The sequence below is a fragment of the uncultured Aliiroseovarius sp. genome (assembly GCF_947497285.1).
Lineage (GTDB): Bacteria > Pseudomonadota > Alphaproteobacteria > Rhodobacterales > Rhodobacteraceae > Aliiroseovarius.
On record NZ_CANMFT010000001.1, the window covers coordinates 328,499 to 352,635 of the forward strand.

Annotated in this window: 20 protein-coding genes and 1 tRNA gene; 11 read left to right on the forward strand and 10 right to left on the reverse strand. The window is 57.1% G+C overall.

Going from position 1 to position 24,137, the window contains the following annotated elements; translation table 11 throughout:
• Positions 1–320: 320 nt before the first annotated feature.
• Positions 321–1,169 carry an OST-HTH/LOTUS domain-containing protein gene (locus tag Q0864_RS01580; RefSeq protein WP_298565506.1) on the forward strand — a complete coding sequence of 283 codons (849 nt, stop codon included), beginning with the start codon at positions 321–323 and terminating at the stop codon, positions 1,167–1,169.
• Positions 1,170–1,705: 536 nt separating this feature from the next.
• Here the strand turns inward: Q0864_RS01580 and Q0864_RS01585 are convergent.
• Together Q0864_RS01585 and Q0864_RS01590 are read right to left on the reverse strand one after the other, a co-directional pair.
• The gene (locus Q0864_RS01585; protein ID WP_298565508.1) at positions 1,706–2,371 is read right to left on the reverse strand and encodes a HEPN domain-containing protein; all 666 of its coding nucleotides are present in this window, start codon (positions 2,369–2,371) and stop codon (positions 1,706–1,708) included.
• Positions 2,372–2,393: 22 nt separating this feature from the next.
• Positions 2,394–3,377 carry a WYL domain-containing protein gene (locus tag Q0864_RS01590; protein WP_298565510.1) on the reverse strand — a complete coding sequence of 328 codons (984 nt, stop codon included), beginning with the start codon at positions 3,375–3,377 and terminating at the stop codon, positions 2,394–2,396.
• A gap of 105 nt (positions 3,378–3,482) precedes the next feature.
• On the opposite strand from Q0864_RS01590, the gene Q0864_RS01595 reads away from it, so the two are divergent.
• The 3 genes from Q0864_RS01595 to Q0864_RS01605 are packed head-to-tail and all read left to right on the forward strand — an operon-like array spanning position 3,483 to position 12,492.
• Positions 3,483–6,776: a TM0106 family RecB-like putative nuclease gene (locus tag Q0864_RS01595; protein ID WP_298565512.1), complete on the forward strand. Its 3,294-nt coding sequence runs from the start codon at positions 3,483–3,485 to the stop codon at positions 6,774–6,776.
• A gap of 17 nt (positions 6,777–6,793) precedes the next feature.
• The gene (locus Q0864_RS01600; RefSeq protein ID WP_298565514.1) at positions 6,794–7,123 is read left to right on the forward strand and encodes a DUF4357 domain-containing protein; all 330 of its coding nucleotides are present in this window, start codon (positions 6,794–6,796) and stop codon (positions 7,121–7,123) included.
• Between the two features lie 38 nt (positions 7,124–7,161).
• A complete protein-coding gene (locus tag Q0864_RS01605; protein WP_298565515.1) occupies positions 7,162–12,492 on the forward strand; it encodes a DUF3883 domain-containing protein in 5,331 nt (1,776 codons plus the stop codon).
• A 174-nt stretch (positions 12,493–12,666) separates the two neighbouring features.
• Here Q0864_RS01605 and Q0864_RS01610 read toward each other — a convergent pair whose 3' ends face one another.
• Both Q0864_RS01610 and Q0864_RS01615 read right to left on the reverse strand, forming a co-directional pair.
• Entirely contained in the window at positions 12,667–12,870 is a 204-nt protein-coding gene (locus tag Q0864_RS01610) for a hypothetical protein (RefSeq protein ID WP_298565517.1), read from the reverse strand.
• A 2-nt stretch (positions 12,871–12,872) separates the two neighbouring features.
• Positions 12,873–13,085, reverse strand: a complete 213-nt coding sequence (locus Q0864_RS01615) for a helix-turn-helix transcriptional regulator (RefSeq protein WP_055190692.1) — start codon at positions 13,083–13,085, stop codon at positions 12,873–12,875.
• 382 nt (positions 13,086–13,467) lie between these two features.
• On the opposite strand from Q0864_RS01615, the gene Q0864_RS01620 reads away from it, so the two are divergent.
• On the forward strand, positions 13,468–13,884 hold the full coding sequence (locus tag Q0864_RS01620) for a hypothetical protein (protein ID WP_298565521.1): 417 nt from the start codon (positions 13,468–13,470) through the stop codon (positions 13,882–13,884).
• Between the two features lie 2 nt (positions 13,885–13,886).
• On the opposite strand, the gene Q0864_RS01625 is transcribed toward Q0864_RS01620, so the two are convergent.
• Positions 13,887–14,234 carry a hypothetical protein gene (locus tag Q0864_RS01625; protein ID WP_058260740.1) on the reverse strand — a complete coding sequence of 116 codons (348 nt, stop codon included), beginning with the start codon at positions 14,232–14,234 and terminating at the stop codon, positions 13,887–13,889.
• A gap of 630 nt (positions 14,235–14,864) precedes the next feature.
• On the opposite strand from Q0864_RS01625, the gene Q0864_RS01630 reads away from it, so the two are divergent.
• Positions 14,865–15,740 (forward strand): tyrosine-type recombinase/integrase, encoded by an 876-nt coding sequence (locus Q0864_RS01630; protein WP_298565524.1) that lies wholly within the window; start codon positions 14,865–14,867, stop codon positions 15,738–15,740.
• Positions 15,741–15,802: 62 nt separating this feature from the next.
• Here the strand turns inward: Q0864_RS01630 and Q0864_RS01635 are convergent.
• Positions 15,803–15,876 (reverse strand) — tRNA-Cys (locus tag Q0864_RS01635).
• Positions 15,877–16,075: 199 nt separating this feature from the next.
• Here Q0864_RS01635 and Q0864_RS01640 point away from each other — a divergent pair.
• The 3 genes from Q0864_RS01640 to Q0864_RS01650 all read left to right on the forward strand — a co-directional run bounded on the left by Q0864_RS01640 (position 16,076) and on the right by Q0864_RS01650 (position 19,294).
• Entirely contained in the window at positions 16,076–16,729 is a 654-nt protein-coding gene (locus Q0864_RS01640) for a protein-L-isoaspartate O-methyltransferase (RefSeq protein ID WP_298565526.1), read from the forward strand.
• 55 nt (positions 16,730–16,784) lie between these two features.
• The gene (locus Q0864_RS01645) at positions 16,785–18,191 is read left to right on the forward strand and encodes a TolC family outer membrane protein (RefSeq protein WP_298565528.1); all 1,407 of its coding nucleotides are present in this window, start codon (positions 16,785–16,787) and stop codon (positions 18,189–18,191) included.
• A 101-nt stretch (positions 18,192–18,292) separates the two neighbouring features.
• Positions 18,293–19,294, forward strand: a complete 1,002-nt coding sequence (locus Q0864_RS01650) for a hypothetical protein (RefSeq protein ID WP_298565530.1) — start codon at positions 18,293–18,295, stop codon at positions 19,292–19,294.
• Between the two features lie 12 nt (positions 19,295–19,306).
• Here Q0864_RS01650 and Q0864_RS01655 read toward each other — a convergent pair whose 3' ends face one another.
• On the reverse strand, positions 19,307–20,752 hold the full coding sequence (locus tag Q0864_RS01655; protein WP_298565532.1) for a cobyric acid synthase: 1,446 nt from the start codon (positions 20,750–20,752) through the stop codon (positions 19,307–19,309).
• 121 nt (positions 20,753–20,873) lie between these two features.
• The gene (locus Q0864_RS01660) at positions 20,874–21,191 is read right to left on the reverse strand and encodes a DUF6280 family protein (RefSeq protein ID WP_298565534.1); all 318 of its coding nucleotides are present in this window, start codon (positions 21,189–21,191) and stop codon (positions 20,874–20,876) included.
• Between the two features lie 210 nt (positions 21,192–21,401).
• Here Q0864_RS01660 and efp point away from each other — a divergent pair, with 210 nt between their 5' ends.
• A complete protein-coding gene (gene efp, locus Q0864_RS01665) occupies positions 21,402–21,965 on the forward strand; it encodes an elongation factor P (RefSeq protein ID WP_298565535.1) in 564 nt (187 codons plus the stop codon).
• A gap of 67 nt (positions 21,966–22,032) precedes the next feature.
• Positions 22,033–22,578 (forward strand): rRNA large subunit pseudouridine synthase E, encoded by a 546-nt coding sequence (locus Q0864_RS01670; RefSeq protein WP_298565537.1) that lies wholly within the window; start codon positions 22,033–22,035, stop codon positions 22,576–22,578.
• Positions 22,579–22,581: 3 nt separating this feature from the next.
• Here Q0864_RS01670 and Q0864_RS01675 read toward each other — a convergent pair whose 3' ends face one another.
• A complete protein-coding gene (locus Q0864_RS01675) occupies positions 22,582–23,358 on the reverse strand; it encodes a fructosamine kinase family protein (protein WP_298565539.1) in 777 nt (258 codons plus the stop codon).
• Between the two features lie 14 nt (positions 23,359–23,372).
• Positions 23,373–24,116 (reverse strand): folate-binding protein, encoded by a 744-nt coding sequence (locus Q0864_RS01680; protein WP_298565540.1) that lies wholly within the window; start codon positions 24,114–24,116, stop codon positions 23,373–23,375.
• Positions 24,117–24,137: the final 21 nt, after the last annotated feature.

Below are 24,137 nucleotides of genomic sequence, written 5' to 3' on the forward strand. Positions count from 1 at the left end.
TGATCCCGATGATGTCAGGTCATATGCTGACCTATTGAGGCGTGAAGCGGAGACGTACTTTGCCGATGTCGAGAAATATTTCCGTTGTCAGGATCAGGAGCGACGGGAGGTGTTTGTGCAGGCGCGAGAATTTAGCGAAGCATATGCGCGATTGCTAGAATTGGAAGCTGAGTAGGTATCACTATCAAATCTCTCAGACTTGTCCGGGTGGGGTATGCAAATGTCTAGCGACAACCATCTGGTCGAAAACAAAATAGTGGGATCATAAGTGATGCCGGTGTTATGTTGGCTGGGCAGGTTATTTTGACTAGGTACTTTAAATGGATGTATCGCTTGAGAACGAGCTGGACGCGCACCAGAAAGAGGTCCAGCTTTTTCTGGGAAAATGCTTACTGCGGCTTCAACAATACGAGCGGCTCATTAAAGCTATCGTGGCTGATCACAAAGTATCAGGGCGTGCCCACAGCATAGAGCAAGTTCGAGCGGCGCGAGCGGAGGAAACCGCTCGCAAGACACTTGGCTCGCTAGTTGGTGAACTCCTCGGTTCTTATGTCGTTCCCATTGACGAAAGTGCACCCCAAGATACATCCTCAAGCTTGCCTGAAGATGGCGCTTGGATTGCCCTAGGGACGCAATTGAGCCTTCCAGTTTCGGAATTTGCGCGAATAGATCAGGAACTCAAAGAGCTTGTAACCTTGCGCAACGATTTGGTTCATCACTTTTTCGACCGCTTTGACATGCAAAGTGTGGATGGTTGCGTTGTGGCTAAAGAGTCCTTGAGCGTGTCGCTCAACCGTATCGAAGATCATTTCCAGCAGCTGTCGGAGTGGGCGAAGGATATGATTCGAATGCGCAGGGCGTTGTCTGGCGTGATCCAATCTGACGCATTTAGAGATAAGGTATTCAACGGTGTTTCCGAAGACCAGGCGCTGGAATGGGAACATAGTGGCGTTGTCATAGCACTCAGGGAGGCATTTTCGGTTCTGTCGGTCGACGGGTGGGCATGTGTCGACGAGGCTGGTAGATGGATAGCTGCACGGAATCCCGAACAAACTCCATCGAAGTACGGCTGCAAAAGTTGGCGCCAGGTTGTACATGAAGCGTCCATTTTTAAGCTGAAGTATTTTGAGAAGCAGGGTCGGCGATCCGCGTTCTTTCAAGAAAAATAACGTGTCAAAGGTCGCGTGTGTGCTGGGCGGTTTATGTAGCGTTGGTCGGAACACCAGATCATTCTGATGGCGTTCCAAGGGTGGACTCACTTAGAGCTCGCACAAAACTCGCCCAGCGACGCGCATTGCTGGAGACGCCTTTGATGACCGAGGCCTTCGAGGAGGCGCGCGAGTTCTCCAATGACTATTCTCGCGTTTTGGAGATCAACAGCATTGAGCGATAACGATGGTCAACCGCGCCACCGTGAAAATGGCATTTAACAATTCTGATGACCCTATTTTCTCTGCGGAAGCTGCCTGAACTTGTCTAGCGTAAGACTTACAAATCTTCGTTAAGTCACTGGCGTCAGTTAAGTCGACGGCACTTGCTTCATCGGCTTAACGCTGTTCTACAACGCAAATTCCGGCGCAACAGTGCGCATCCACAAAGTCATTCAACATTGAACTCGAATTAGACCGTCGAGCAATTGGCCGAGGGAGTACTGGCGACGAAACGCCCTCTAAACGCTCGCGTCAAAGTACATGCGCGAGGGCGACTAGGCTACCACCGGATAAAATGGTTTACCCCAGTTTTCATTTGGATTGTCCATCATGATGTCGATGAACACAGGCATAAGAAACCCAAGGATTTCAGCCCCGTCCCGAACCTGCGCCCGGTTCACACCGCTGTTCCAGGTCGACCCTCCGTGAACGAGCTGATTGCGCAGGACGTACAACCGGTCGAAGACGAAGCTCAGGACGCGTGTGCTGTCGCCCGCTTGGAACGACGATGCAAAGGAGCGGGCGGAGGCGGCAAAGCGATCCTCCCAATCCTCTAACCCATCAATCCCATTGTGGTATTGCCAGAAGGGATTGAAGACATACCGGTTTTCCATGAGCATTCGAACCGGGCCTGAAAACCGCTGCCACAGCGCCTTGTAGATGCGTTGGTCTCGATCAAAGGCGACCAGCCGACCGAAGTATTCCACGAAAGCAGCGCGCTCTCCTGGGGCGACCGCCTGAAACTCCTGCTCGTCGGCGTAGGCAGCGTTGAATGCGATCCAAAGGAAAATGAAACGCGCATCATCATCCTCGCCGCAGGCTTCGGCTCGACCGACCCAACTGATGGCGCGATGGGCGCGCAGTCCCATGGTTTCGGGGAAGCTTTCGCGAATGGCGCGTTGTTTTGCTTTCAGGGCTGCATGGTCAAAACCGTTTGTCATAGTAATTTCCTGTTCGATATCGTCATGGCAGGGCGTCGAAATCCGACCTCTGGTGGCCCGCAATCAATTCGCGCAACCCTGCGGGCGCCAACACGTCCACCTTGTCGCCCCATTGATAAAGATGCCATGCCATTTCCAGCCAACCCGCTGCTTTGAACCTGACGATCAGGCTGCCATCGTCCTGAGGCTCGACAACTTGGGTTGGGTGGAAACGGAATTCGGCGGCGCGCTCAGCGGCTTCAGGTGTGAAGCGCCACACGACTTCGCCGTATTGTTCGGGGTCTTGATAGACACCAAACGCCTGAGCGGCATAGGATTCTAGAGAGAAACCCGGGGCCAGCTGAAAGCTTTCGTTCAGAGCCTCCGCCTCATGAATCCGATCCATGCGGAAATTCAGAATGTCTTCTCCACGCGAGGGTTGACGTGCGACGAGATAGCTGCGGTGCCCCAGCAGTATACCGTGTGGCTCAATCACACGCTGCGTAGCACCCTGAGTCCCATAGCAGACGCGCAGCCGGAACGGACCGCGCAGCGCTTCGATGACAGCATCTGTCACGGCAGGCTTCAGTGTGACGGTCGGGCCGGGGCGCGTGACCTGGCCCAATCCAGCCAGCACTGCCTCTGCATCGGCTTCCGACCGAAGCGCGTCCCTTGGTTTCAAACGCGCCAGCAGCCCGTCGCGAAGATCCTCCAGAGCACGTGAATGCCGTATTCGCCCTTCAGCGCGCGCAGTACGTGCCGCAATTTCCAGCGCCTCGATCGCCGTTTCCTGCCGGGGCTGCAGTCGGTCTGGCAAGGGTGTGTCCATCCGCCAGTATCGCCGTCTTTCTGCGTCGTCTGCGGTCGAAACGTTCACGAAAGTTGCTTCGAGAGCCTCAGTCATCCGTTGAGCGGTGCGATGCGAAACATCAAATTCAGCGCAAATGTCCTCGAGACTGACACCGCCCCGGCGGGATGCAGCCATTTGAGCGAGGCGAAGCAGATCCTGCGCTTTGGCGAAAGACATTTGACCTCCATGCCAGAAATTGACACCCTCGTAAGGTATTGATGAACTTACAATCTGTCGAGGTGATTCCCTTGGAGATTGATTTGCATTTGTAATGGAGTAGTCATGAGGGATCTCGACGGCCGCATCTTTCTGTCCGCCACGGATCTCATGCGCTTCATGGGCTGCGCACATGCGACCACCCTTGATCTGGCACATATGCGCGGAACGGGTCCAGAGCCGGGAGAAGACACCGAGGACGCAGCACTGTTGCAAAAGCAGGGCGATGCGCACGAGGCGGCGCATCTAGCGCGCCTCAAGGAGGCCGGACGCAAGGTCAAGGAAATCGAGCGTGGCAAACTTGGTGATAACGCCGAGGCCACGCGCGCAGCGCTTGCCGCAGGTCCGGATGTCGTGTTTCAGGGCGCGTTTCTGTCGGGGAACTGGGGCGGCTGGTCTGATTTCCTGGAGCGTGTCGAGACACCTTCGGCGCTCGGACCGTTCAGCTATGAGGTGGCCGACACTAAGCTGAAACGGCGGGCCGATCCCAAACATGTGCTTCAGCTGGTTCTGTATTCCGACCTGTTGGCGGAAATTCAGGGTGTGGTACCTACGTTCGCGCATGTCGAATTGGGCGACGGTACCCGCGCGACACTGCGCCTGGCGGACTACTCTGCCTATGCACGCATGGCCCGCACACGGCTGGAAGCTTTCGTTGCCGATCCGCAGCCGACACGCCCGGTGCCATGTGCTGATTGCGGTCTGTGCCGTTGGGCCGAACATTGCAACAGCGTCTGGCAAGAAGAAGACAGTTTGTTCAATGTCGCCAACATCAGTCGTGGTCAGGTAAAGAAACTTGAAGCCGCTGGCGTTCACACCTTGGAGGCTCTCTCAACGCTGGATCACCCAATCCGCGGTATGGCTGAAAACACGCTGGCCCGTCTGATCACTCAGGCCCGCCTGCAACAGGCCCGCAAAACTGGGGAGCCAGATTTCGAACTGCGGGCACCCGAGCCTGGCAAAGGCTTCGATCTCCTGCCTGAACCCCAGATGGGCGACCTGTTCTACGACATTGAAGGCGATCCTCACTACGAGGGCGGCCTCGAATATCTGCACGGGATCTGGTTCGACGGGCAATTCGAGGCGTTCTGGGCCCATGACCAGGATGCCGAGGCGCGGGCATTGTCCGACTTGCTGGCGTTCTTTCGCGCGCGGATTTCGCAATACCCCACTGCGCGCATCTATCACTACGCGCCATACGAGATCACAGCGCTCAAACGCCTGACCACGAAATATGGGATCGGTGAGGCTTTCCTCGACCGGCTGCTAAGGGAACGCCGCTTCGTGGATCTGTTCGCCGTGGTACGCGGCGGGCTGATCGGATCGGAGCTGAACTATTCCATTAAGTCGATGGAGGCTTTCTACGACCGAAAGCGCGACGGCGAGGTCAAGACGGCGGGTGGCTCGGTCGTTGCCTATGAGCGCTGGCGCGAAACGCAGGACCAGCAGATTCTGGACGAGATCGAGGATTACAACCGCGTCGACTGTATCTCGACCGAGGAATTGCGCGATTGGCTGGTTGGCATCCGGCCTGTCGGCCCTTGGCCGACTCTTGCCCCGGATGCAGGCGATAAAGAGGTCGAAGAGGATGCCGATACGCAAGCATTGCGGAACATGCTCACAGAGTCCGGCTTGCCCGAGGCGCGGCAGGATTTGTTGTTCAACCTCGGCGTCTTCCACAGCCGTGAGGTGAAGCCTGCGCAATGGGCCGTGTTCGATAGTGCTGCGAAGGACGAAGATGATCTGATCGACGATCTCGATGCGCTTGCGGGGCTCAAGGCAGCGGGTCCAGTGGAGCCTGTCAAGCGATCCTTCGCGCGCAGCTACACCTATCCTGAACAGGAAACGAAGCTTCGAAGCGGTAAAAAGGCGACGGTTCCGGTGTTCGACAGCCCACCTACGACGGTCGGGATCGAGTCCATGGATCGCCGCGCCCGTCATATCACCGTCAAGGCAGGTCCGGGCAAGGCCGATCTTCTGGCGGATCAACTGACGTTGCATCCGGACTGGCCAATACAGACAGGCGTCATTGCCGGTGCTTTGCGTGATGTGATCGCCGATCAGTGCGGCGCGCGCCGGTACACGGCCGTGGATGACCTGCTGTCGCGCACAGCGCCGCGCCTCCGCTCCGGGCCAAGAGGTGATCTTTTGGGCGAAGAAGATCCTGTTGCAGGCACCATTGCCGTGGTGAATGACATGGATGGAACGGTCCTGCCGATCCAGGGACCGCCCGGGACCGGTAAGACCTATGTGAGCGCGCGCGCGATCCTGTCACTTGTCCGCCAAGGGTTCCGCGTTGGAGTCGCTTCGAACAGTCACGAGGCGATCCGCAATGTTCTGATGGGCTGTCTTCTCGCCCTCGAGGATGACGATCCCGACATCACGTTGGAAAACGCCGAACTGGCGCACAAGGTTGGCGGCGGTGAGGATGGGTATCCCGACGGTTTTTCCGGGATTACCCGCGCCCAGTCGAACGACGACCCTGCGCTGTCAGACGCCAATGTCGTGGGCGGCACGGCGTGGTTTTTTTCCCGCGGCGAGAATGTGCAGGCTTTTGATTGGCTGTTCGTCGACGAGGCGGGCCAGGTTGGCTTGGCAAACATGGCTGCCATGGGTCGTGCCGCGCGAAACATCGTCCTTGTGGGTGACCCGCGCCAGTTGCCGCAGGTCATCCAGGGGGCACATCCCGAGCCTGCGAACCTGTCGTGCCTGGATTGGATGCTCGGAGAGCATGCGACGGTTCCAGCCGAGCGGGGCGTCTTCCTTCCCACATCCCGGCGCATGCACCCGGAGGTCTGTCGGTTTGTCTCGGAGCAGGTGTATGAAGGCCGACTGACCAGCCATCCTGATACGGCTAACCAGTGCGTGACAGGCACGGCGCTCCCCGAAGCTGGAGCTTTCTGGGTGCCGGTTCCGCATGAGGGCAATGCACAGATCGCACAGGAAGAAGTCGCCGCTATTGGCAAAACCGTCACTGACCTCCTTGACAGCAGCTGGACGGAGAAGGATGGCAGCACGCGGTCAATGTGCGAGACGGACATCATCGTCGTCGCCCCGTATAACGCACAGGTAAACGCTCTCAGGGATGCACTTCCATCGGGTGTCCGTGTCGGAACCGTGGACAAGTTTCAGGGACAAGAGGCACCGATCTGCCTGGTTTCCATGACCGCATCCTCCACCGAAGAAACTTCGCGCGGGATGGAGTTCCTGTTTTCGCTGAACCGCATCAATGTCGCGGTCTCACGTGCCAAGGGCCTCGCATTGGTCTTTGGATCGTCCCGATTGCGCGAAGCGAAGTGCAATACTGTTGAGCAAATGCAGCTGGTGAATACGCTGTGTGCTCTGCCATTGATCAAATAGAATGAAAGACGGAATTCATGAGAGAGAACGGTTGGTTTGTGATGCGTCCGCAGAAGGCTCAAGCTTATGGTAGGCCGGAAGGTGACGGCTTCCTTGTCCGCAAAGACTCGACGGCGATGCGCGATGGCTCCCCTAGCGTGAAGCGGGATCGCGAGGAGCGTGACCGTCTGGTTCGCGAGGGAATCCTCATCCCAGACAGTGATCCTGACTTGTATCGTTTTTCACGAGATCACCTGTTTCCAAGCGCGAGCATGGCTGGCGGCGTGGTTAAGGACGGTAATTGCAGCGGACCGCAGACTTGGCGCCGCAGCAAGGACGGGAAACTCTCAAGGAGCTTTCGTGAATAATATTTCCATATATCGCTCAGAAAGATGAGGCTATTTAATTGAACCTGTCCACCGATATAGCGTCCCACAGCCTTTCCGAATCTCTGAAGACCAAGGCCCGCAATGCTCTTTCGAACGCACTCGATGCGCATCGGAAGGAGCTGTCGACCTATGAAAGCCTAAAGAATTTGGGAGAAGTCATTGGGACTGAATACGGTGACCGAGTTCTTTTTGAGCTTATCCAGAATGCGCACGATGCTCACGAAATTGGTGAGAATGGTGCGATCACGATCAAGTTTGTCAAAATATCGGACACTGAAGGTTACCTTTTTGTGGCCAACCGAGGGCGTGGTTTCAAAGAGCGTGATGTGAATGGAATCATGAACTTGGCGACCAGTGGAAAAGAGATCGGCGAGGGGATCGGCAACAAGGGTCTCGGCTTTCGCAGTATTGAGGCGATCACTGATGATGTGCGAATCTACTCGCGATCGCAGGACCCAGCGTCGAACTCGTTTGACGGTTACTGTTTCCGTTTTTCTCAACCTGGTGAGATACGTGACATCATTCTTTCCGAGCTGCTCGATCAAGAAGTTAGGGAAGATGAAGCGGATCAGATCTCGCAGACAATCCCTCGATACCTGGTGCCGCAACCGCTAGCTGAAGTCCCTCCCGAGGTCGAACGCTTCGCGACTGCCGGCTATGCGACGGTTGTAGTTGCTCCTCTGCGATCCACGTCAGCGGTGGCTCTGGTGGGAAAACAAGTCGACGAGATCGCAAACCTGGAACACCCCCTTCTCCTTTTTCTCGATCGTATCGCGGAGGTCCGCATAGACGTTGAAATCGAAGGAAAAAGAACGGGTAGCCGTCGCCTGACCAGACGCCAGAAAATTTTACGGGAGGGGGGGCGTCCGGGGAACCCGCGGATCTCTGCAATTGACGTCGGAGAGCGGCGTCGCTTCCTCCTGGTCCAGCAGGAGGTCGAGAAGGAACGGGTTCTTGATGCCGTAAGAGAAAGCATCGACCGAGCCCCCGCTTTGAAACGTTGGTTGGACTGGAAGGGGCAACCATCTGTTTCGGTTGCAGTAGGGATATCCACCGCAGCCATTTTGAACGGACAACTCTACAACTTTCTGCCAATGGCAGCAGAGGCCGGATCGCCGCTCTTGGGGCACATAGACGCTCCCTTTTTTGCAGACATCGACCGACGCAACATTGAACTGGATCTTCCGCTCAACAGTATCCTGATGGAGGCTGTCGCAGAGACCTGCCTTTCTGGGGCTCTAGCTGTGGTAAATGAGCAGATAGATGTTCCCGGTCGCAGTGTCTTTGACCTGATTGCGTGGACCGGAAGTGCTGCTAGGAATCTTGATAACGCCGTCCGGGTTGCCGACTTGCAATTAGAAGACCTTAGCTTTGTTCCAATCATTCCGACCAATGACGGCGAAAGCTGGTCAACGATCAATGAAGTCACCATCTGGCCCGAGGTCAAATTCGCGCTACTGAAGTCGCGCGAAATAGTAAAGCATGTCGGAGCGCACCTCACTTCAAGCGAGCTGGAGAGCCAGCGGCTTGAACGTCTGCGCGAGATGGCCGGACGCTGTTTGGGTCGCTATGGCTGGCAGTATTCTCGCCTGCCTTCACCTGATGAGATCCCGGTTTGGGCGGAAGTCTATGCGAGATCTCTGATCGAACGGTCCGCAAAGCCGCTAACGTGGGCAAAATTCTACAAGGATCTGGTCGCGCTCTGCGAGGCTTCTGGTGTGAACTTAGATTGCCTCGACGGTACCGAGGTTCTTCTCGACCGGGCTGGGAAACTGCGCTCGGCCGGTGGACATGAGGAGGGCGATCGGCGCGGTCTTTACGTTCGCGGCGCAAGTGAAATCGGCAAGCGCAAGAAGGGAAATGTTCCTCTACCACCATCCTCCCTCACCAGAGGGTACCGCTTTTTCGACGAGAAGATCCCTCTGTCCGACGAAACCCTGAATGCTCTGTCTGATGCTGGACTTGTCCGGCAGTTTGATCCGCTAGAAGCGCTTTCCGGTTTGGGTACAGCGGTGGGCAAGACGCCTAGCGAAAAGAGGCGGATGGACGCTCTCGATTGGGCGTTTCGAGTTTGGGATGCGGCGGGCAAGAGTGCGGAAGCCGCAGTCAAAGATGCCAACTTGCACGTGCCGACAATCGGGGGGTGGCTGCCAGCAACCGAGGCCGTTTTCTCAGGCACATGGACTGAAATTGGAAAGCGTCTGGAAGCCTTCCTTAGCGAGGCTTCCGAGTATTCACCGGATTGCCGGCGCTCGAGAAACCAGCTTGTCAAACCACTAAAAGAGTGGGTTCTGCCGATTGCAGAAGGCAACCGAAAATGGGGTGCCTTTCTGGATCTCTTGGGCGTGAGCGATGGTCTGAAAGAATTAGCATCCGGGGTTAAGAAAAGAGGGTCGCCCGCGTACCATTGGGACAATCTTTTGCGAAATGGGGATGCCAACCTAGGGCTTGGGAAAGAGTGGACAAAGCTGGCTCGGCAGACATCCTTTTATCATCCATACACTGAAGACTATACGCTTAAGGGAGATTTCTGGCGACTGCCGGGACAGATTGATTACGGTGAGTTTCCAGACCACCTGCGCGAGGCGTTCTATGAATTGCTTGTCCACCATATCGCGCTTCACCGCAGCAAATTCTTTTCTGCTAGGATCGGGCGCTATCGTCGATCGGAACGTGATTGGGATGAGCGCCGCATTGTCACGCCTTTAGGTGCCTTCTTGCGGTCCGAGGAGTGGCTGCAGGGAGAGATGCGCGGAGAGCGCATGTTCTTATCACCGAGCCAATGCTGGGCATCGAGAACAAAGAGACCGGGTGTTCCGGCATTCATGCCGCGTCTCTCGGACAACGCGAGGGTTCTCATTGACCGGGACGAAGTCGCCGAAATTGCATTTGGCGAGGGGCTCGGGCTTCTAGATTGGGCCAGCCACGAAACAGCCGCGCTTCGCCTCGTTGCCTTGGCAAACTGCTGCGAGAAACTTCAGTCTGGAGATATCGCAACGTTTCGACGCCAATATAGTCGGGCTTGGGCAGAAGTCGCCGAAAGCCACGCCGAATTGCCACCCAATCTCCCGCTTGCCGTCAATCGTTTTGGAAACTTGATCCGGATCGAAGGTGACGATGGCACCCAGACTAAAGTGATCCTCGTCGAAAACGCGCAAGGCTTTGAGGCGCGGGCGCTTTCCGCAGCAGGCATTGCAGTACTTGAGCTGGGTGAATTGGACCTCGGGGTCATCGAAAAGAGCTTAGGGCAGATTGAGGCATACTCGGCCGAGAAACTGGATCGTGACTCAGTTCGATTGCTGGTGGACGGCTCGGTTTTCGTACCTTCGGTCGACGACGAGTATCTGGTGTCAATGGGGCTGGATTGGCTTCCTGAAATTGCAGTTATTGCCAACGAAATGATCGGCGAAAACCTAGAGCGAGGTATCCTCCAAACGACACTCGACAGCCGAATTAGGTCGATCAGGGTTCGGAGGTGCAGATCGATTTCTCTGACAGTGGCTGGCCAGGAAGTGGCGAACGGCAGTCACATGCAGTGGTACGCCTATCGCGATGAAGCCAACCCGACGCTCATACTGACGGACGGTATCACAATTGACTGGCCTCGACTGGCAAAGGGCCTTGCGGCCGAACTCTCGAAACTTATCCACGCTCGACTTCGATCTCTCGAGTTGGCCCTTCTTCGGCTTGCGCCGGGACACCCTGATGGCACTATTGATCGACCTACCGAAATCGAACTCGCTTCTGCGCTTGGATGTGATGCTAGAATAATCGAAGACATGCGTGCAGGGATGCGGACTGACCTAGCGCACGTACTTCACTTGGTCATTCCGGTCGTCGCATACTTTGAAAATGTCGATCTTGCTCGGGACCTTGCAGATGCCGCCAAGGATCAAGGCGCTGAATTTAAACTTCGGGTTTGGCTGGAGGCGCATCTTTCAGCGGAGTCTCCTGCTGTCGCCGACCTGCTCGCGGCATGTGAGGATAATCCTGATCGGCGGTCAATTGCGGCAGCGCTTGACCTTAACTACGGACAGTTCAACCGAGTGCTCCTGTCGCTCGGTGAGGAAACCCTATCAAGTGACGTGGAATTGCGAGCCACCTTCGAAGCTTTTTTGCGTGAGATGGCGCCCACGTTAAGGGACCGACTACGGCGGCTGCATCTAGATGACTACCGGCTCGGTAAAGACCTTTCGACTTACCTTTCAAGACGCGAACTCAAATTCATCCAATTTGACCCAGCTTGGGTTGTCGACTTTGAGACGCTCGACCGACAGATGGTCGTCGAGCATGTGGAGACGTCCTTTGCCGAGGTGTTGGGGATGGTGCCGCAAGTTGAGCTTCCGCCTTTCGAGAAGACGATCAGCGAGAACCGCAAAGTGGTTCGCGCCTTTGCGGGCGAAGCCAAACCCGTAATAGGGGCGTGGTGCCGCAAGAACCATATTGATCTTCCGGAGGTCTGGGAAAGAGGAGAGGCACAGGAGGTCGTGCGCTTGGTCGAGAATGCAGGCCTGCTTGACTTCGATGTGATCAACTCGGACCGTGTCGCAGCTCTCTGCGAGCGCGCCGGTATCTGGCCTGATGATATGCCTGCAAGGATTGATCCAGAAAGCCTCGGGCTGGACGAAAGCGCTGTGCGCGAGGAGCAAGAACGGAAGGTTAGAGAGCAACAAGAGCGTGACCGTCGGAAGCGGATCATCCAATTTGCCGGGCAAGACCTTGATTCAGGTGATCCCTCATTTGCCGCAGCCATGCAGAACATTGCCGAGGCCGCGATGGCATCCGACGATGGCTGGTTCGCGCGGAGTCGTCAGCGAACCAGGTTGGTGCCATTTGATGGGGCGTCGAGATCGGACGCCGATGGCGGCAACGGCAGGGGAGGCAAACGGGGGCAGCGCACCGCCCGACTGACAGAGACGCAGAAGGTCGCAATGGGCGTCGCCAGTGAATGGTTGGCCTATCAGTACCTAAAGCGACGGTTTCCCGACGCCGTCGACGAGAGTTCATGGGTATCGGAGAATAGAAAGAAGTTCTTTGGCGGCGGCGAAGGTGATGACTCAGCCGGCTACGATTTTCTGGTACAGACACCGACGGTTGATTGGATGTTTGAGGTGAAGTCCACTTTGGAGGACGGCTGCGAATTCGAACTGACCTCCAACGAACTTCGCGTCGCTAGTTCCGCCTCACGAACCGGCCGCAGGCGATATCGCATTCTCTATGTTCCCTATGTTTTCTCGCCCGAAAACTGGTGCGTTTTCGAACTGCCAAACCCGATGGATAAGGAAACACAGGCTCAGTTCTCCGTCGTTGGACGCGGATCGCTTAGATTACGCTTTGAGCGCCGGTAAACTTGTTAGAAGCAAAGAAAGTTCGCTCCCAGTCTCGTTTCCTCCACCAAAGTTCCAACGCCGTTGCCCCCTGAATTTCCTCTTCTGGGTATCCACATCTCGACCAACGGCAGCTTTTCTGCAGCTCTTGGCTATTCGTGCCTGACGCAACAGCGGACAGTCCCGTTCTTGACGTTAGCTGCGGTCAGGATCAAGGTTTGTATCTTGCTCAGACATGTTTGGCGTACCAGTTGGGTTTTTCTCATACGGCTCATAAAGCGCTGCCTGCGTTTCGCCGTTGTCCCACTGGTACAGTAGGCCGATTTCTTCGCCTGTATTGATGCACGTAATGCGGCCGATGGCTTCGGCCGTTGTGCGCACACTCTCAAATTCGGGCAAAACTAGCCCCTCTCGTTAAACAATTCCTTGGGATCGACCTCGAGAGCATCCGCGATCCGCTCCAGAACATCGATTGATGCTGAATTTTTGGCGAGTTCGATCTCGCTGATATAGCTGCGATCCACATCCGCAGCTAACGCTAGTTGTTCTTGGCTTAATCCTCTGGAACTTCTGAGATTCCGGACATTTAACCCTACTCGTTCCCGTAATTTCATGGCCTCTATTCGGCCAGATCACAAGAACTGCTCTACGGAATATATTCCACAAAACGCGCGCGAACCTCGCAAATCATATGCTCGCATATGGTGTAAAGGCGGAGGTGATTGTAAAGTTTCAATAATGCAGTAATGTAGTCAAAAGGCAATTATTGATATGTGGTGCAGACTTTTCAGAAAATGGACCGCCGGAACTACTCTGGCTCTGCTTTCAACCCTGTCTCCGCAGGCGGCGAAAGCCTATCAGGTCGACTGCGCCATTCTGCTTTGCCTAGCAGGTGGTTGGCCTGCGTCAGCAGAATGTGCCCATGCCCGCGCCGTGTTTATCCGCCGGATCACGCCCTGGCCAATTGAGCCGCCATTGCAAATTTGGCGTTGTCCGATGGGTGTTTCTGAGCGTGCGCCTTTGCAAAGCACGGCCTCAAGGATCTGGGAGGCCAGCGACCAATCAGGTCAGACGCTCGGCCAAGTCATTCAGGCACAGGTGGTCGAAGGCCGTGCCGATATCGACATCAGTGGCTTGGAATTCGATTTCGTGCGCTCGATCCGTGTCTGGGATGTACGACACTACAGTCATCGCGAACGTGGACGCGACGATGATTGCTCTGAGAGTTACAACATGCGCCTCGGGTCCTACGGCGCGCAGGGCGAATTTGGCTGGCAACGCACGACACCAGCCGCCGCCCCGCGATGGGTTTTGCCGACGCGACACTGTTCGTCATCAAATTGGAGGCGCGGGGTTGGCGTTGAATGGGAAGATCACGAGGGCAACCACGGATATGAGTGGGTGGCCTACTAGGGTTATTCGCCGATGTCTTTCATGCGTTCGGCGATATCGCCCGCAATGCGCTCATACAGGGCGGCTTGTTTGTCCCTTGGCGTTCCAGGCTTAGGGTTTCTCCGGCGGATGCGTTTGGCGAGCCAGAAGAGCAGCCGGGCCGCTGGATCCGACGTCGCATCCGGTTCTGCAGCCGGGTACTTCTCCTCAAGAGCGACGACGATTTCCTGAGACAGGCTGCGCCGGTTCAGTGTTGCATGCGTTTCCAGACGCTTCTTGAGCGCGGCAGGAAGCAAGAGTTTGAATTGGACCAAGGCTTCTTCTTTCATGATTGCATGATGGACAATATTTGTCCTCAATGATATGGACATTTTATGTCCTTTTGTTGAGGTGTAAATATGAAGACAACCCAGTTCAAACTTAACCTTCCAGCGGACGTGAAAGCCTGGCTTGAAGAGGAGGCTGTGCGGAATTTACGCTCACAGGGCGCTCAGGTGGTGTCTTGTTTGCGGGCAGCCATGTCGCGGCAAGAAGCCGTGGGTGAGAGGGCTAAGAAATGAGCTCAAGCCATATTCAGCTGATTCCGACCCCAGAGCTCGCGCTTCTCTTTGGTTACAGTGAGCCGAGCGCGTCCTTTTATGATTTCTGCCGTAGGACGGGTATCGCTCCGGTGCCAGGGCGGCGCGGGTGGTATGACCCGAAACTCATTCGCGCGCGATTGGATGCTGTTCAGGGAATCAGCGCAGCTGACCGCGAAGCTACTTCCCAACCGAGCCTTGTTGCACAGCGGAGAGCGCGCCGTGCCCAGAAGTAACCTTCCCAAGGGCGTCCACCGTGTCCGGCGCAAGGTCGTGTCTGGTGTTCGCTACCATTTCTATGCTTGGCGGGGCGGCCCCAAATTTTGGGAAGGAACGGACCCAAACCCCAAAGATCCCGAATTCTATCATGCGTTTTCTCAGTGCGGCAGGCCCGCGAGTCCTGCCGAATATCTGACGACTCACTTGGTCGACGATTTTCTGTCCAGTGCGTCCTTGCCAAAAGCCGAGCGTTCGAAGGCCGATATCCGCAAGTGGCTGGAACTGTTTCGCGAGGAATTTGGGGCAGATCCCGTCGCGATGTTCGAAGAGCGTGCCTCTCGAGGCGAGGTCAACAATTGGCGCAAAAAGTGGCTTCATTCGCCCAAGCAACACGATATGGCGGGCACCCATGTGACGCGCGTCCTCAATTGGGCGGTGGAAGAGGGGAAGCTGAAAGAGCATCACTGCCACAAGCTCAAGAAGCTCTACCAATCGAACCGCACAGAAATCATCTGGACGAGCGGCGATATCGCCCAGTTCAACAAACATGCACCCAAGTGGGTCCAAAGGATCCTGACCGCAGGATGCGAAACCGGTTTACGTGCAGCTGATCTGGTTCAGGTCAAGATGGACCAATTCGAAGACACGCCGCACGGCAAGCGCCTTCGTTTCAGGACCAGCAAGCGCGGCCAGATCGCATATATCCCGGCCACTTCAGCCCTTGAGAAATTGATCGCAGAGACGCCGGAAGGCCAAGAGGTGCTGCTGGTATCAGAGCTTGGCAGGCCTTTGACGGCCCGTTGGGCATCGAACCAGATTACCAAGTGGCGACGCGAAGCTCAGATCCCCCCTTGGATCGACGGTAGAGAGAAGACTCTGTCTGACACGCGCGGGACAGCGGCGACAAGATTGCTGAATGCCGATCTGTCTTTGCGCCAAATCGCAGTTCTGATGGGGTGGTCGGTTCGCTACGCGGCGCAGGTTATCGAGCATTATGCGCAGGTTAGCCCAGACGAAAGCGATGCAGTTTTGCGCAAGCTCAATCGAGCAAAATCACTGTCTCAAGACTCAAAAATGTAAACGCCCCTGTAAACGCGGGGCCTCAAACACGGCAAGGAGTGATCTAAGTGATTGTTTTTAAATGGAGGCGAGTACCGGAATCGAACCGGTGTACACGGATTTGCAATCCGCTGCGTCACCACTCCGCCAACTCGCCATCCGTGGTGTTGGGCTTCTCTAGCGCCAATGGCAGGGACTTGTCCAGCCCGGAACTGACAGGGGCGCAGTGGTCGTTTCATTTAGGGTAGCTGCGGCGCCCGGTCGCGATCGAAATTGCACATATTTCCTTGCGGGATTGCCGCTATAGGCTAACTATGGCAAGAGAAGCCCGACGTTTCAGATAAGATAGGCTAGCTATGACCAATTTTGCCATGCGCCGCACAAAGATGGTGGACACGCAAGTTCGCCCTTCGGATGTGACCAAGTTCCCGATCCTTGACGCCATGTTGTCCGTTCCGCGCGAAGATTATGTGCCGGATTCCAAGCGTGAAGCGGCATATATGGGCGAGAATGTCGACCTGGGCGGAGGTCGCGTAATGCTGGAGCCGCGCACGCTGGCCAAGATGCTGGATGCTGTGGATATACAGGCAGATGAGTTGGTGCTCGATCTTGGGTGCGGGCTTGGCTACAGCTCGGCAGTGATTGCCCGTATGGCCGATTTCGTCGTGGCCGTGGAAGAAGACGAAGCGATGGCTGCCGAAGCGCAATCCACCCTGTCCGAGCATGGCGTGGACAACGTGGCGGTCATTGCCGGTCCGCTTACGGCAGGCAATGCCAAGAACGGACCATATGACGTGATCATGATCCAAGGTGCGGTCGAAGCCGTGCCGGATGTTCTGACCGACCAATTGAAGGATGGTGGTCGCATGACCTGCATCTTCGCAGAGGGGATGCTTGGAACGGTGAAAATCGGCTATAAGATAGATGGGGCCATGGTTTGGCGCCACGGGTTTAGCGCAGGCGCACCGCTGATCGCCGGGTTCGAAGCGCCACGGGGCTTCGTATTGTAAAGCTGTTAAAATGCTCTTGCCGGAACGGCGACGCGGGTTAGGAAAAGGGAAAAAGATGACCATTGGTATCAAACGCAAACTTACAGGCGTGGCCATGGCGGCGGTGCTTTCGGTTGTTCATGTTCCCGCAGTGATGGCGGAAAGCCTGTCTGACGCGATGGCCTCGGCCTACAAGCACAGCGGCTTGCTGCAGCAAAACCAAGCCCTGTTGCGTGCGACGGACGAAGACGTTGCGATCGCGCGATCCCGTCTGCGGCCCGTTTTGTCATATGCAATCCAGCATGGCTGGACTGATCCGACATCACTTGTATCGAACGATGACTATTGGGAAACGTCCGCGACGTTGACCGCAGAGATCCTCATTTTCAACTTTGGTCGCGGAAAGATGGCGGTCGAAGCGGCGAAAGAGGTCGTGCTTGCGACGCGCGAAAGCCTTGTCGGTGTTGAGCAACAGATCTTGCTGCGCGCTGTCAAAGCCTTTCTGGATGTGCGCTCGGCTGCGGAAAACGTGCAATTGCAAGGCAATTCGGTGCGCGTTCTGACACAGGAATTGCGCGCTGCGAATGATCGCTTTGAAGTGGGCGAGGTCACCCAGACCGATGTGGCGCTGGCACAGGCGCGGCTTGCGGCCGCCCGGTCCGGCGCGGCGTCTGCTCAGGGTAGTCTGGCAATCGCCCGTGAGGAATACAAAGCCGCGATTGGCCATATGCCAAATGGATTGTCCACGCCGCCTGCCTTGCCAATGACGGCCAAGACACTGGATGCCGCCAAGGCGGTCGCCCGTGAACGCCACCCGGACATTCTGGCCGCTCAGCACAATGTTGCTGCGGCAGATCTGGCGATTGCAATTTCCAAGGCCGCGATGAAGCCGTCGGTTGTCGGCACGGCGCGCACCACATGGGCCGACCGTTCGACCTTTCCGTCAGGCACCGATAGCGTGAACAGCAGCGTCGGCGTTGCCATTCGCGGCGAGATTTACTCAGGCGGCTTGCGGTCGGCTGAATACCGTAAGGCTGTTGCACAAGCAGAGGCCGCGCGGGCAGGATTGTATCAGGTCCGCTTTGGGGTCGATCAGGGGGTCGCCAATGCTTGGGCGCAACTGGCGATTGCGGCTGCATCCCTTGAAGCGACAGAACGTCAGATCCGCGCAAGCCGGGTTGCTTTACGCGGGGCCCGCGAAGAAGCGACACTGGGGTCGCGCACCACATTGGACGTGTTGAACGCCGAGCAAGAGCTTCTGGACGCCGAAGCAAGCCGCATCGCAGCGCAGTCAAACCAGTATCTGGCTGCCTATTCGTTGCTGTCGTCGATGGGTTTGTTGACCGCCGAGCACCTGAAGCTTGGCGTTGTCACTTATGATCCCGAAGCCTATTTCAACACGGTGCAAAGCGCGCCGGTGCATCGCGTTAGCCCTCAGGGCAAGCGTCTGGACAGCCTGCTGGAAGCGCTTGGAAAGGACTGATCTGCGCGGATCAGTTGTGTGAAGCGACGTGTTTGGGTAAAGTTCAATTAACGAAGGCCAGATAGACTGGTCCAACACGTCGCTTTACAGGTAGTTTTTAAATGTCAGATCCGGTCTCCAACATCGAAATCGAAGATGTCCTGTCATCGATTCGTCGCCTCATTTCCGAAAGCGCGTCGTCAGATGACCGGGATCGGGCAGTGACGGGCGAAAAGCTGGTGCTCACGCCAGCGTTCCGTGTGCATGATACAGGGTCGGAAGATCAAGACGACAGCGCGGCGGAAACAAAAGCACCCGTGTTGGAACTTGTGCACCCGATTGCATTTGACGCGCGCAAGCCATCTGACACGCCAGAAGAACCTCCGACATTTTCCCATTGGAATGGGGGGCTGGCTTCCCCTGAAGCAGATGCGCAGGACGAGATCACGGCAGACGCAGTAGATCATGACGACAGCGCATACGATGATGCTGAGCTGCTTTCTGGCTTTGACGAGATGGCGACGCCCTCTGGTGCTGCCGCGAGCGAAGCCGAAAGCCTGGAGAACCGGATTGCAGAGCTGGAAGCCGCTGTCAGTGCGACCTTGGGCGGCTGGGAACCGGATGGCGGTGAAGAAACCGCGCAGGCCGAAGTCCTAAAGTTTCACGCAGCCCGCCTTCGCGCTGAAGGTGAGGGCCGTGATTTGCAAAGCGACGGACCGTCGTTGGAAATCACTGACGCCGAACTGACAGATGCCGCACCGACAGACGCTGAAACCGACAGCGAAACGGTTAGCGAAACGGTCGAGGAACCGGCAGAACAAAACGCGCCCCTTGCGGAAAAGCCTCTCTTGTTCCGGAGCTATAGTGCGCAGACGATCAAGGCCGATTTGCCGGAGGTTCCAATAGCGAACCGCGGGGCTGAGCAGGGCGCAGAGCAAGTCGACCCGCTGGATCTTCGGGATGAAGATACGGACGTGATCGACGAAGCGGCTTTGCAGGCTCTGGTGTCTCGCCTGGTGCGTGAAGAACTGCAAGGCGACGTGGGTGAAAAGATCACCCGATCGGTTCGTAGCCTGGTGCGGCGCGAAATCGCGCGGGCTTTCACGCTGAAAGGGCTCGAATAGCGACGGCTCGACCTAACCGGCAATTGCAAGCAACGCGTCCAAATCCAAGTGGGCCTCAAGATGGCGGGCAAGGTCGTCCAGCGTGTTTTCGATGCGCACATCAAATGCGGTGTCGCTGACGGTCGCACCAAGGCTCTGCAGGTAGGTTCGCCTGAATGCGTCAGATGCGAAAAGGCCATGCAGATAACAGCCAAGGATGCGTCCGTCTGTGCTTGAGGCTCCCTCGGGGCGCCCGTTGACAGATAGCCAAGCGCGCGCTGTATCCGCGCCTTCAGTCTGCCCCAGATGGATCTCATACCCCTCGACGGGGGCGCCAGAGGCAATGTGCTGGGCGCGGGTCAGCGCCAGCGTTTTGCGAGGCTGCAACCGTGTTGAAATATCCAGATGCCCAAGGCCATCAATGCGTCCGTGCGGGCCTTCAAGCCCCTCTGGGTCAACGATTTCGCGCCCCAACATCTGATATCCGCCACAGATCCCCATCACATGACCGCCCCGGCGAATGTGGGCGTGCAAATCAATATGCCAGCCCTGCGCTCGAAAATCGACCAAATCGGCAATCGTGGATTTCGAACCGGGGATCAATACAAGATCGGCGTCGCCGGGCAGTGCCTGACCGGGCGCTATGATGTCCACGGTCACACCGGGTTCATTGACCAAGGGATCCAGGTCGTCGAAATTGGAGATCCGGTTCAGGCGTGGCACAGCCACCTTGAAAGCACCGCCGCCTCGTGATGCGATGTCCATCACGTCCTCTGCCGGCAATCGCCACGCATCTGCAAACCACGGCACCGTGCCCATATTTCGCCACCCGGTCTGATCTGCGATGGCGGACGCGCCCTCGGTGAACAGGCTGGGGTCACCGCGAAACTTGTTGACGAGAAACGCCTTGATCCGTGCGCGGTCGTCTGGCGGCAGAACGGCATAGGTGCCAACGAGTTGGGCAATGACGCCACCTCGGTCGATATCACCTGCCAGAAGGACCGGAATGTCCGCAGCCTCGGCAAAGCCCATATTGGCGATATCGCCTGCCCGCAAGTTGATCTCGGCCGGACTGCCAGCCCCTTCGACCAAGATCAGGTCGTGGTTTCGGGCCAGCCTGTGATAGCTTTCCAAAACACGCGGCATCAGGTCAGCTTTCGCTTTGCCATAGTCGCGCGCCTTCATCGTTGCAAAGCGCTTGCCTTGCACGATGACCTGCGCCCCGGTATCGGTTTCGGGTTTCAGCAGCACGGGGTTCATGTCCACCTGCGGGTCCAACCCACAAGCGCGCGCCTGTAAGGCTTGAGCGCGCCCGATCTCGCCGCCATCCGTTGTTACGGCAGCGTTGTTTGACATGTTTTGCGGTTTGAACGGCGCAACAGAGAGGCCGCGCCTAAGGCATGCCCGCGCGATCCCAGCCACCAGCAGGGATTTTCCGACATTTGAGCCTGCGCCCTGTATCATGATCGCTTTGGTCATGCCGATTGAATATGGTCTTTTGAGGTTTCTGCCCAGCCCTGAACTGACCCATATCGCCACCAAAACGAAAAACGCGCCCCAGTGAGGCGCGCTTTTTCTCGACTATTTTGGCTGTGCTACGTCAGGCGGCTTCGGCCTGCGCTGCGTTGCGGCGTTCGCTTTCTTCGCGGCTCAACGCAACCGAGGTGCGGACGCCTTTGGAAACGAACTCCATCAATCCTTTGACGACGCGTTCGTTCGGGTCGATGCCGGCGCAGCTCAACACTTCGCGGCCGTCACGCGACCGGGCCCAGCGGGCAATCTGATCAGGACCATTGCCATACTTCTTGTCGTCGGAAATTGCGTCATCCAACGCGGCGAGGACCACCGCCGCAAAAAGCTTGCGGGCGCGATTGCCTTGTTCGTTGTTGAATGCAGTGCCGTCTACGGAATCCAGCATGGTGGTCCTTTATTATTCTTGGCCTTGTTCTTGCGGGCGTGACGGCCAATATGGCCTTTTCCACGCGATTCGGTATCCCCGCCGATACATGCCTGCTATGCGCCCAGTGCATACCTAGGTCGAGCGGATTTCGTCGCCTTGCCACGGGCAGACCGCCAAGATATAGGTGCGGGTCAACAAACTTCAACCTTTTTCTATGGGTTTTCCGATATGGCCAAGATCAACGGCAACGAAATTCGTCCCGGCAATGTGCTGGAACACAATGGTGGCCTTTGGGCTGCGGTAAAAGTCGATCATGTGAAGCCCGGCAAGGGTGGTGCCTTCGCGCAGGTCGAGATGCGTAATTTGCGCAATGGGTCCAAACTGAACGAGCGGTTCCGGTCAGCAGACAAGGTCGAACGGGTTCGGCTGGAGCAAAAAGATCAGCAATTCCTCTACGAAGATGATGGCATGCTGATCTTCATGGACACCGAAACCTACGACCAGATCCAGCTTCCTGCAGATTTGCTTGGCGAGCGGCGCCCCTTCTTGCAGGATGGCATGACAATTGTGGTCGAGTTTTATGAAAGCGAGGCGCTGAACGCGTCGCTGCCGCAGAAAGTGACCTGCACGATCGAAGAAACCGAACCAGTGGTGAAAGGGCAAACCGCAGCCAACAGCTTCAAGCCGGCTTTGTTGGACAATGGCGTTCGCGTCAGCGTGCCGCCCTTCGTTGGCCCCGGCGAGGCGATCGTGGTGAACACCGAAACCATGGAATACGCTGAACGCGCCTGATCAATCTGCGATGATGCATGATAAAGGGCAGGGCGCAGGCTCTGCCCTTATGTGTTGGACCCCACCGATGACGACGATCCTTTTCAACAAACCTTTCGATACCCTGTCGCAGTTCACAGACAGGGGAAGTGAAGGGACCAAACGTCAGACCCTGTCCGATTTCATCGACCTGCCGGGTGTCTATGCTGCGGGTCGGTTGGATCGCGACAGCGAGGGGCTTTTGGTTCTGACCGACGACGGCAAGCTGCAAGCACGTATTGCCAATCCGCGGCACAAGTTGCCAAAGACATACTGGGTGCAGGTGGAAGGCATTCCCGATGATGTTGCCCTGCAGGCGCTGCGTGAGGGTGTCGATTTGAAAGACGGGCGTACCCGACCTGCAAAGGTGGTGCGCATGGATGCGCCACCCGCCCTTTGGCCGCGCAATCCCCCTGTGCGGTTTCGCAAATCGGTTCCCGATTGTTGGATTGCGCTGACGATCAGCGAAGGACGTAACCGCCAAGTGCGTCGGATGACGGCAGCCGTCGGGCACCCAACCTTGCGGTTGATCCGCTATTCTATCGGAGAGTGGTGTCTGGACGGGCTTGCGCCGGGAAGTTGGCGGCACGCGTGACGGTCATACACCAAGCTGGTCCAGCAAGCCTGTCACCATCGGGGTGTAGCCCGCACCAAACAGGCGCCAATGAACCAGCGCGGGCCAGAGCTGATAGATGGCCCGGCGTGTCTGCCAGTCCGCCTCCAGGGGGCCATAGCAATCAGTAAATGCGGCGGGCGGCGTGCCGAAAAGATGAAGCATCGCCAGATCAACTTCGTTGTGCCCAAAGTAACAGGCCGGGTCGATGAAATAAGCGCCGTTGCTTGTAAACAGCGCGTTGCCTGTCCAGAGGTCTCCGTGCAGCAAGGCGAGGGGCGGGTGGCTGGGCAACCGTTCGGGCAGCTGCTTGGCAAGCACTTCGATCCGGGACATCAGCGCGGGGGGAAGTTTCTCGCCAGCTGGCAGCAGACGGTGATTTGCCCAAAACTCCGGCCAAGTCGCGCAGGGTTGGTTGGAGATGGTGACGTGGCCAAAGGCATAGTCCTCCGCCCATCCATAGCGGTCGCCATGGGTCGCATGCAGTTTACCCAATCCGCGCGCCAAGGCGGTCCAGCCCTTGGTTGACGCTGGCGCTTGCGGTAAGGCGTCCATCAAAAGCACCTGACCCGCCACACCCAACACCATTGGCGCAGGTGCTTCGGCCTTGGCAATCGCCTTCAGCATGCGCGCTTCACGGGCCACCAGAGGTCCGTGTTTCGCGACGATCTCGCGACCATCGATCAAGGTGACCAATTCGACTGTGGACAGGTTGCCGCCATGCAAGGGGCGTGTCGTCTGAATGGCGACACCAAGTAGCATCCGAATTGCGGTGCTTAGCCCCTCCATGAGACTTTGGCGTCGCCGGCCTGCATGTCCGGCCCGGCGCGATCGAACCGCAAATAGGCGATGGCGTGACCGCCTGCTTGGGTGAAAAGATGTCCTGCGGGCTTGCTACCTGAGGTGATCTGGCTGCCGATCGGGGCTGCGCCTGAGACGCTGACAGTGACCAGCCCCTTTTTCAGCTCGGTCTTGTGCTTCATGCGGGCCGTGACCTCTTGACCGACATAGCAGCCCTTGTGGAAATCCACGCCGTTCAGCCGTTCAAATCCGGCCTCCAGCACATAGCTGTCCGGTGTCAGTTCGATACCCGTTTCAGGGATGCAGTGGGTCACCCGAATTTGATCCCAATCAACGCCTTGCTGCCCGTCGCGCCCGTCATAGGCGCGCCAGCCAAGTGCGGGGTGGCGCGGGTCGGTGAAAGCGCCCGCCGGTGCGTCGCCCAGCCCGCGCGCGGGTTCAATCTGCGTGGGTTCGATCGTGACGTTTGCGCGAAGTTTATACATCGTCAACCGCTGCAACAGCGCGGCGGCGAGCGGTTTGGCGACATCCAGCAATATCGCGTCAGTCGCCGGCACCAAGAAAAAGTCGGCCAGATATTTGCCCTGCGGGGTCAGAAGGGCCGCATAGACTGCACCGCTTGCGAGTTTCGCTATGTCGTTCGAAACGAGGCCCTGCAAAAAGGCCTCTCGGTCAGGTCCGGATATCCGAAACACGGTGCGGGTGGTGTCGGTGGTCATATGGCTCTCCTGTCGCATCCC

Coding starts and splice junctions, on each gene's coding strand:
- Q0864_RS01580 (WP_298565506.1), top strand. CDS start 321: ATGGATGTATCGCTTGAGAACGAGCTGGACGCGCACCAGAAAGAGGTC.
- Q0864_RS01585 (WP_298565508.1), bottom strand. CDS start 2,371: ATGACAAACGGTTTTGACCATGCAGCCCTGAAAGCAAAACAACGCGCC.
- Q0864_RS01590 (WP_298565510.1), bottom strand. CDS start 3,377: ATGTCTTTCGCCAAAGCGCAGGATCTGCTTCGCCTCGCTCAAATGGCT.
- Q0864_RS01595 (WP_298565512.1), top strand. CDS start 3,483: ATGAGGGATCTCGACGGCCGCATCTTTCTGTCCGCCACGGATCTCATG.
- Q0864_RS01600 (WP_298565514.1), top strand. CDS start 6,794: ATGAGAGAGAACGGTTGGTTTGTGATGCGTCCGCAGAAGGCTCAAGCT.
- Q0864_RS01615 (WP_055190692.1), bottom strand. CDS start 13,085: ATGAAATTACGGGAACGAGTAGGGTTAAATGTCCGGAATCTCAGAAGT.
- Q0864_RS01620 (WP_298565521.1), top strand. CDS start 13,468: ATGGGTGTTTCTGAGCGTGCGCCTTTGCAAAGCACGGCCTCAAGGATC.
- Q0864_RS01625 (WP_058260740.1), bottom strand. CDS start 14,234: ATGTCCATATCATTGAGGACAAATATTGTCCATCATGCAATCATGAAA.
- Q0864_RS01640 (WP_298565526.1), top strand. CDS start 16,076: ATGACCAATTTTGCCATGCGCCGCACAAAGATGGTGGACACGCAAGTT.
- Q0864_RS01645 (WP_298565528.1), top strand. CDS start 16,785: ATGACCATTGGTATCAAACGCAAACTTACAGGCGTGGCCATGGCGGCG.
- Q0864_RS01650 (WP_298565530.1), top strand. CDS start 18,293: ATGTCAGATCCGGTCTCCAACATCGAAATCGAAGATGTCCTGTCATCG.
- Q0864_RS01655 (WP_298565532.1), bottom strand. CDS start 20,752: ATGACCAAAGCGATCATGATACAGGGCGCAGGCTCAAATGTCGGAAAA.
- Q0864_RS01660 (WP_298565534.1), bottom strand. CDS start 21,191: ATGCTGGATTCCGTAGACGGCACTGCATTCAACAACGAACAAGGCAAT.
- efp (WP_298565535.1), top strand. CDS start 21,402: ATGGCCAAGATCAACGGCAACGAAATTCGTCCCGGCAATGTGCTGGAA.
- Q0864_RS01670 (WP_298565537.1), top strand. CDS start 22,033: ATGACGACGATCCTTTTCAACAAACCTTTCGATACCCTGTCGCAGTTC.
- Q0864_RS01675 (WP_298565539.1), bottom strand. CDS start 23,358: ATGCTACTTGGTGTCGCCATTCAGACGACACGCCCCTTGCATGGCGGC.
- Q0864_RS01680 (WP_298565540.1), bottom strand. CDS start 24,116: ATGACCACCGACACCACCCGCACCGTGTTTCGGATATCCGGACCTGAC.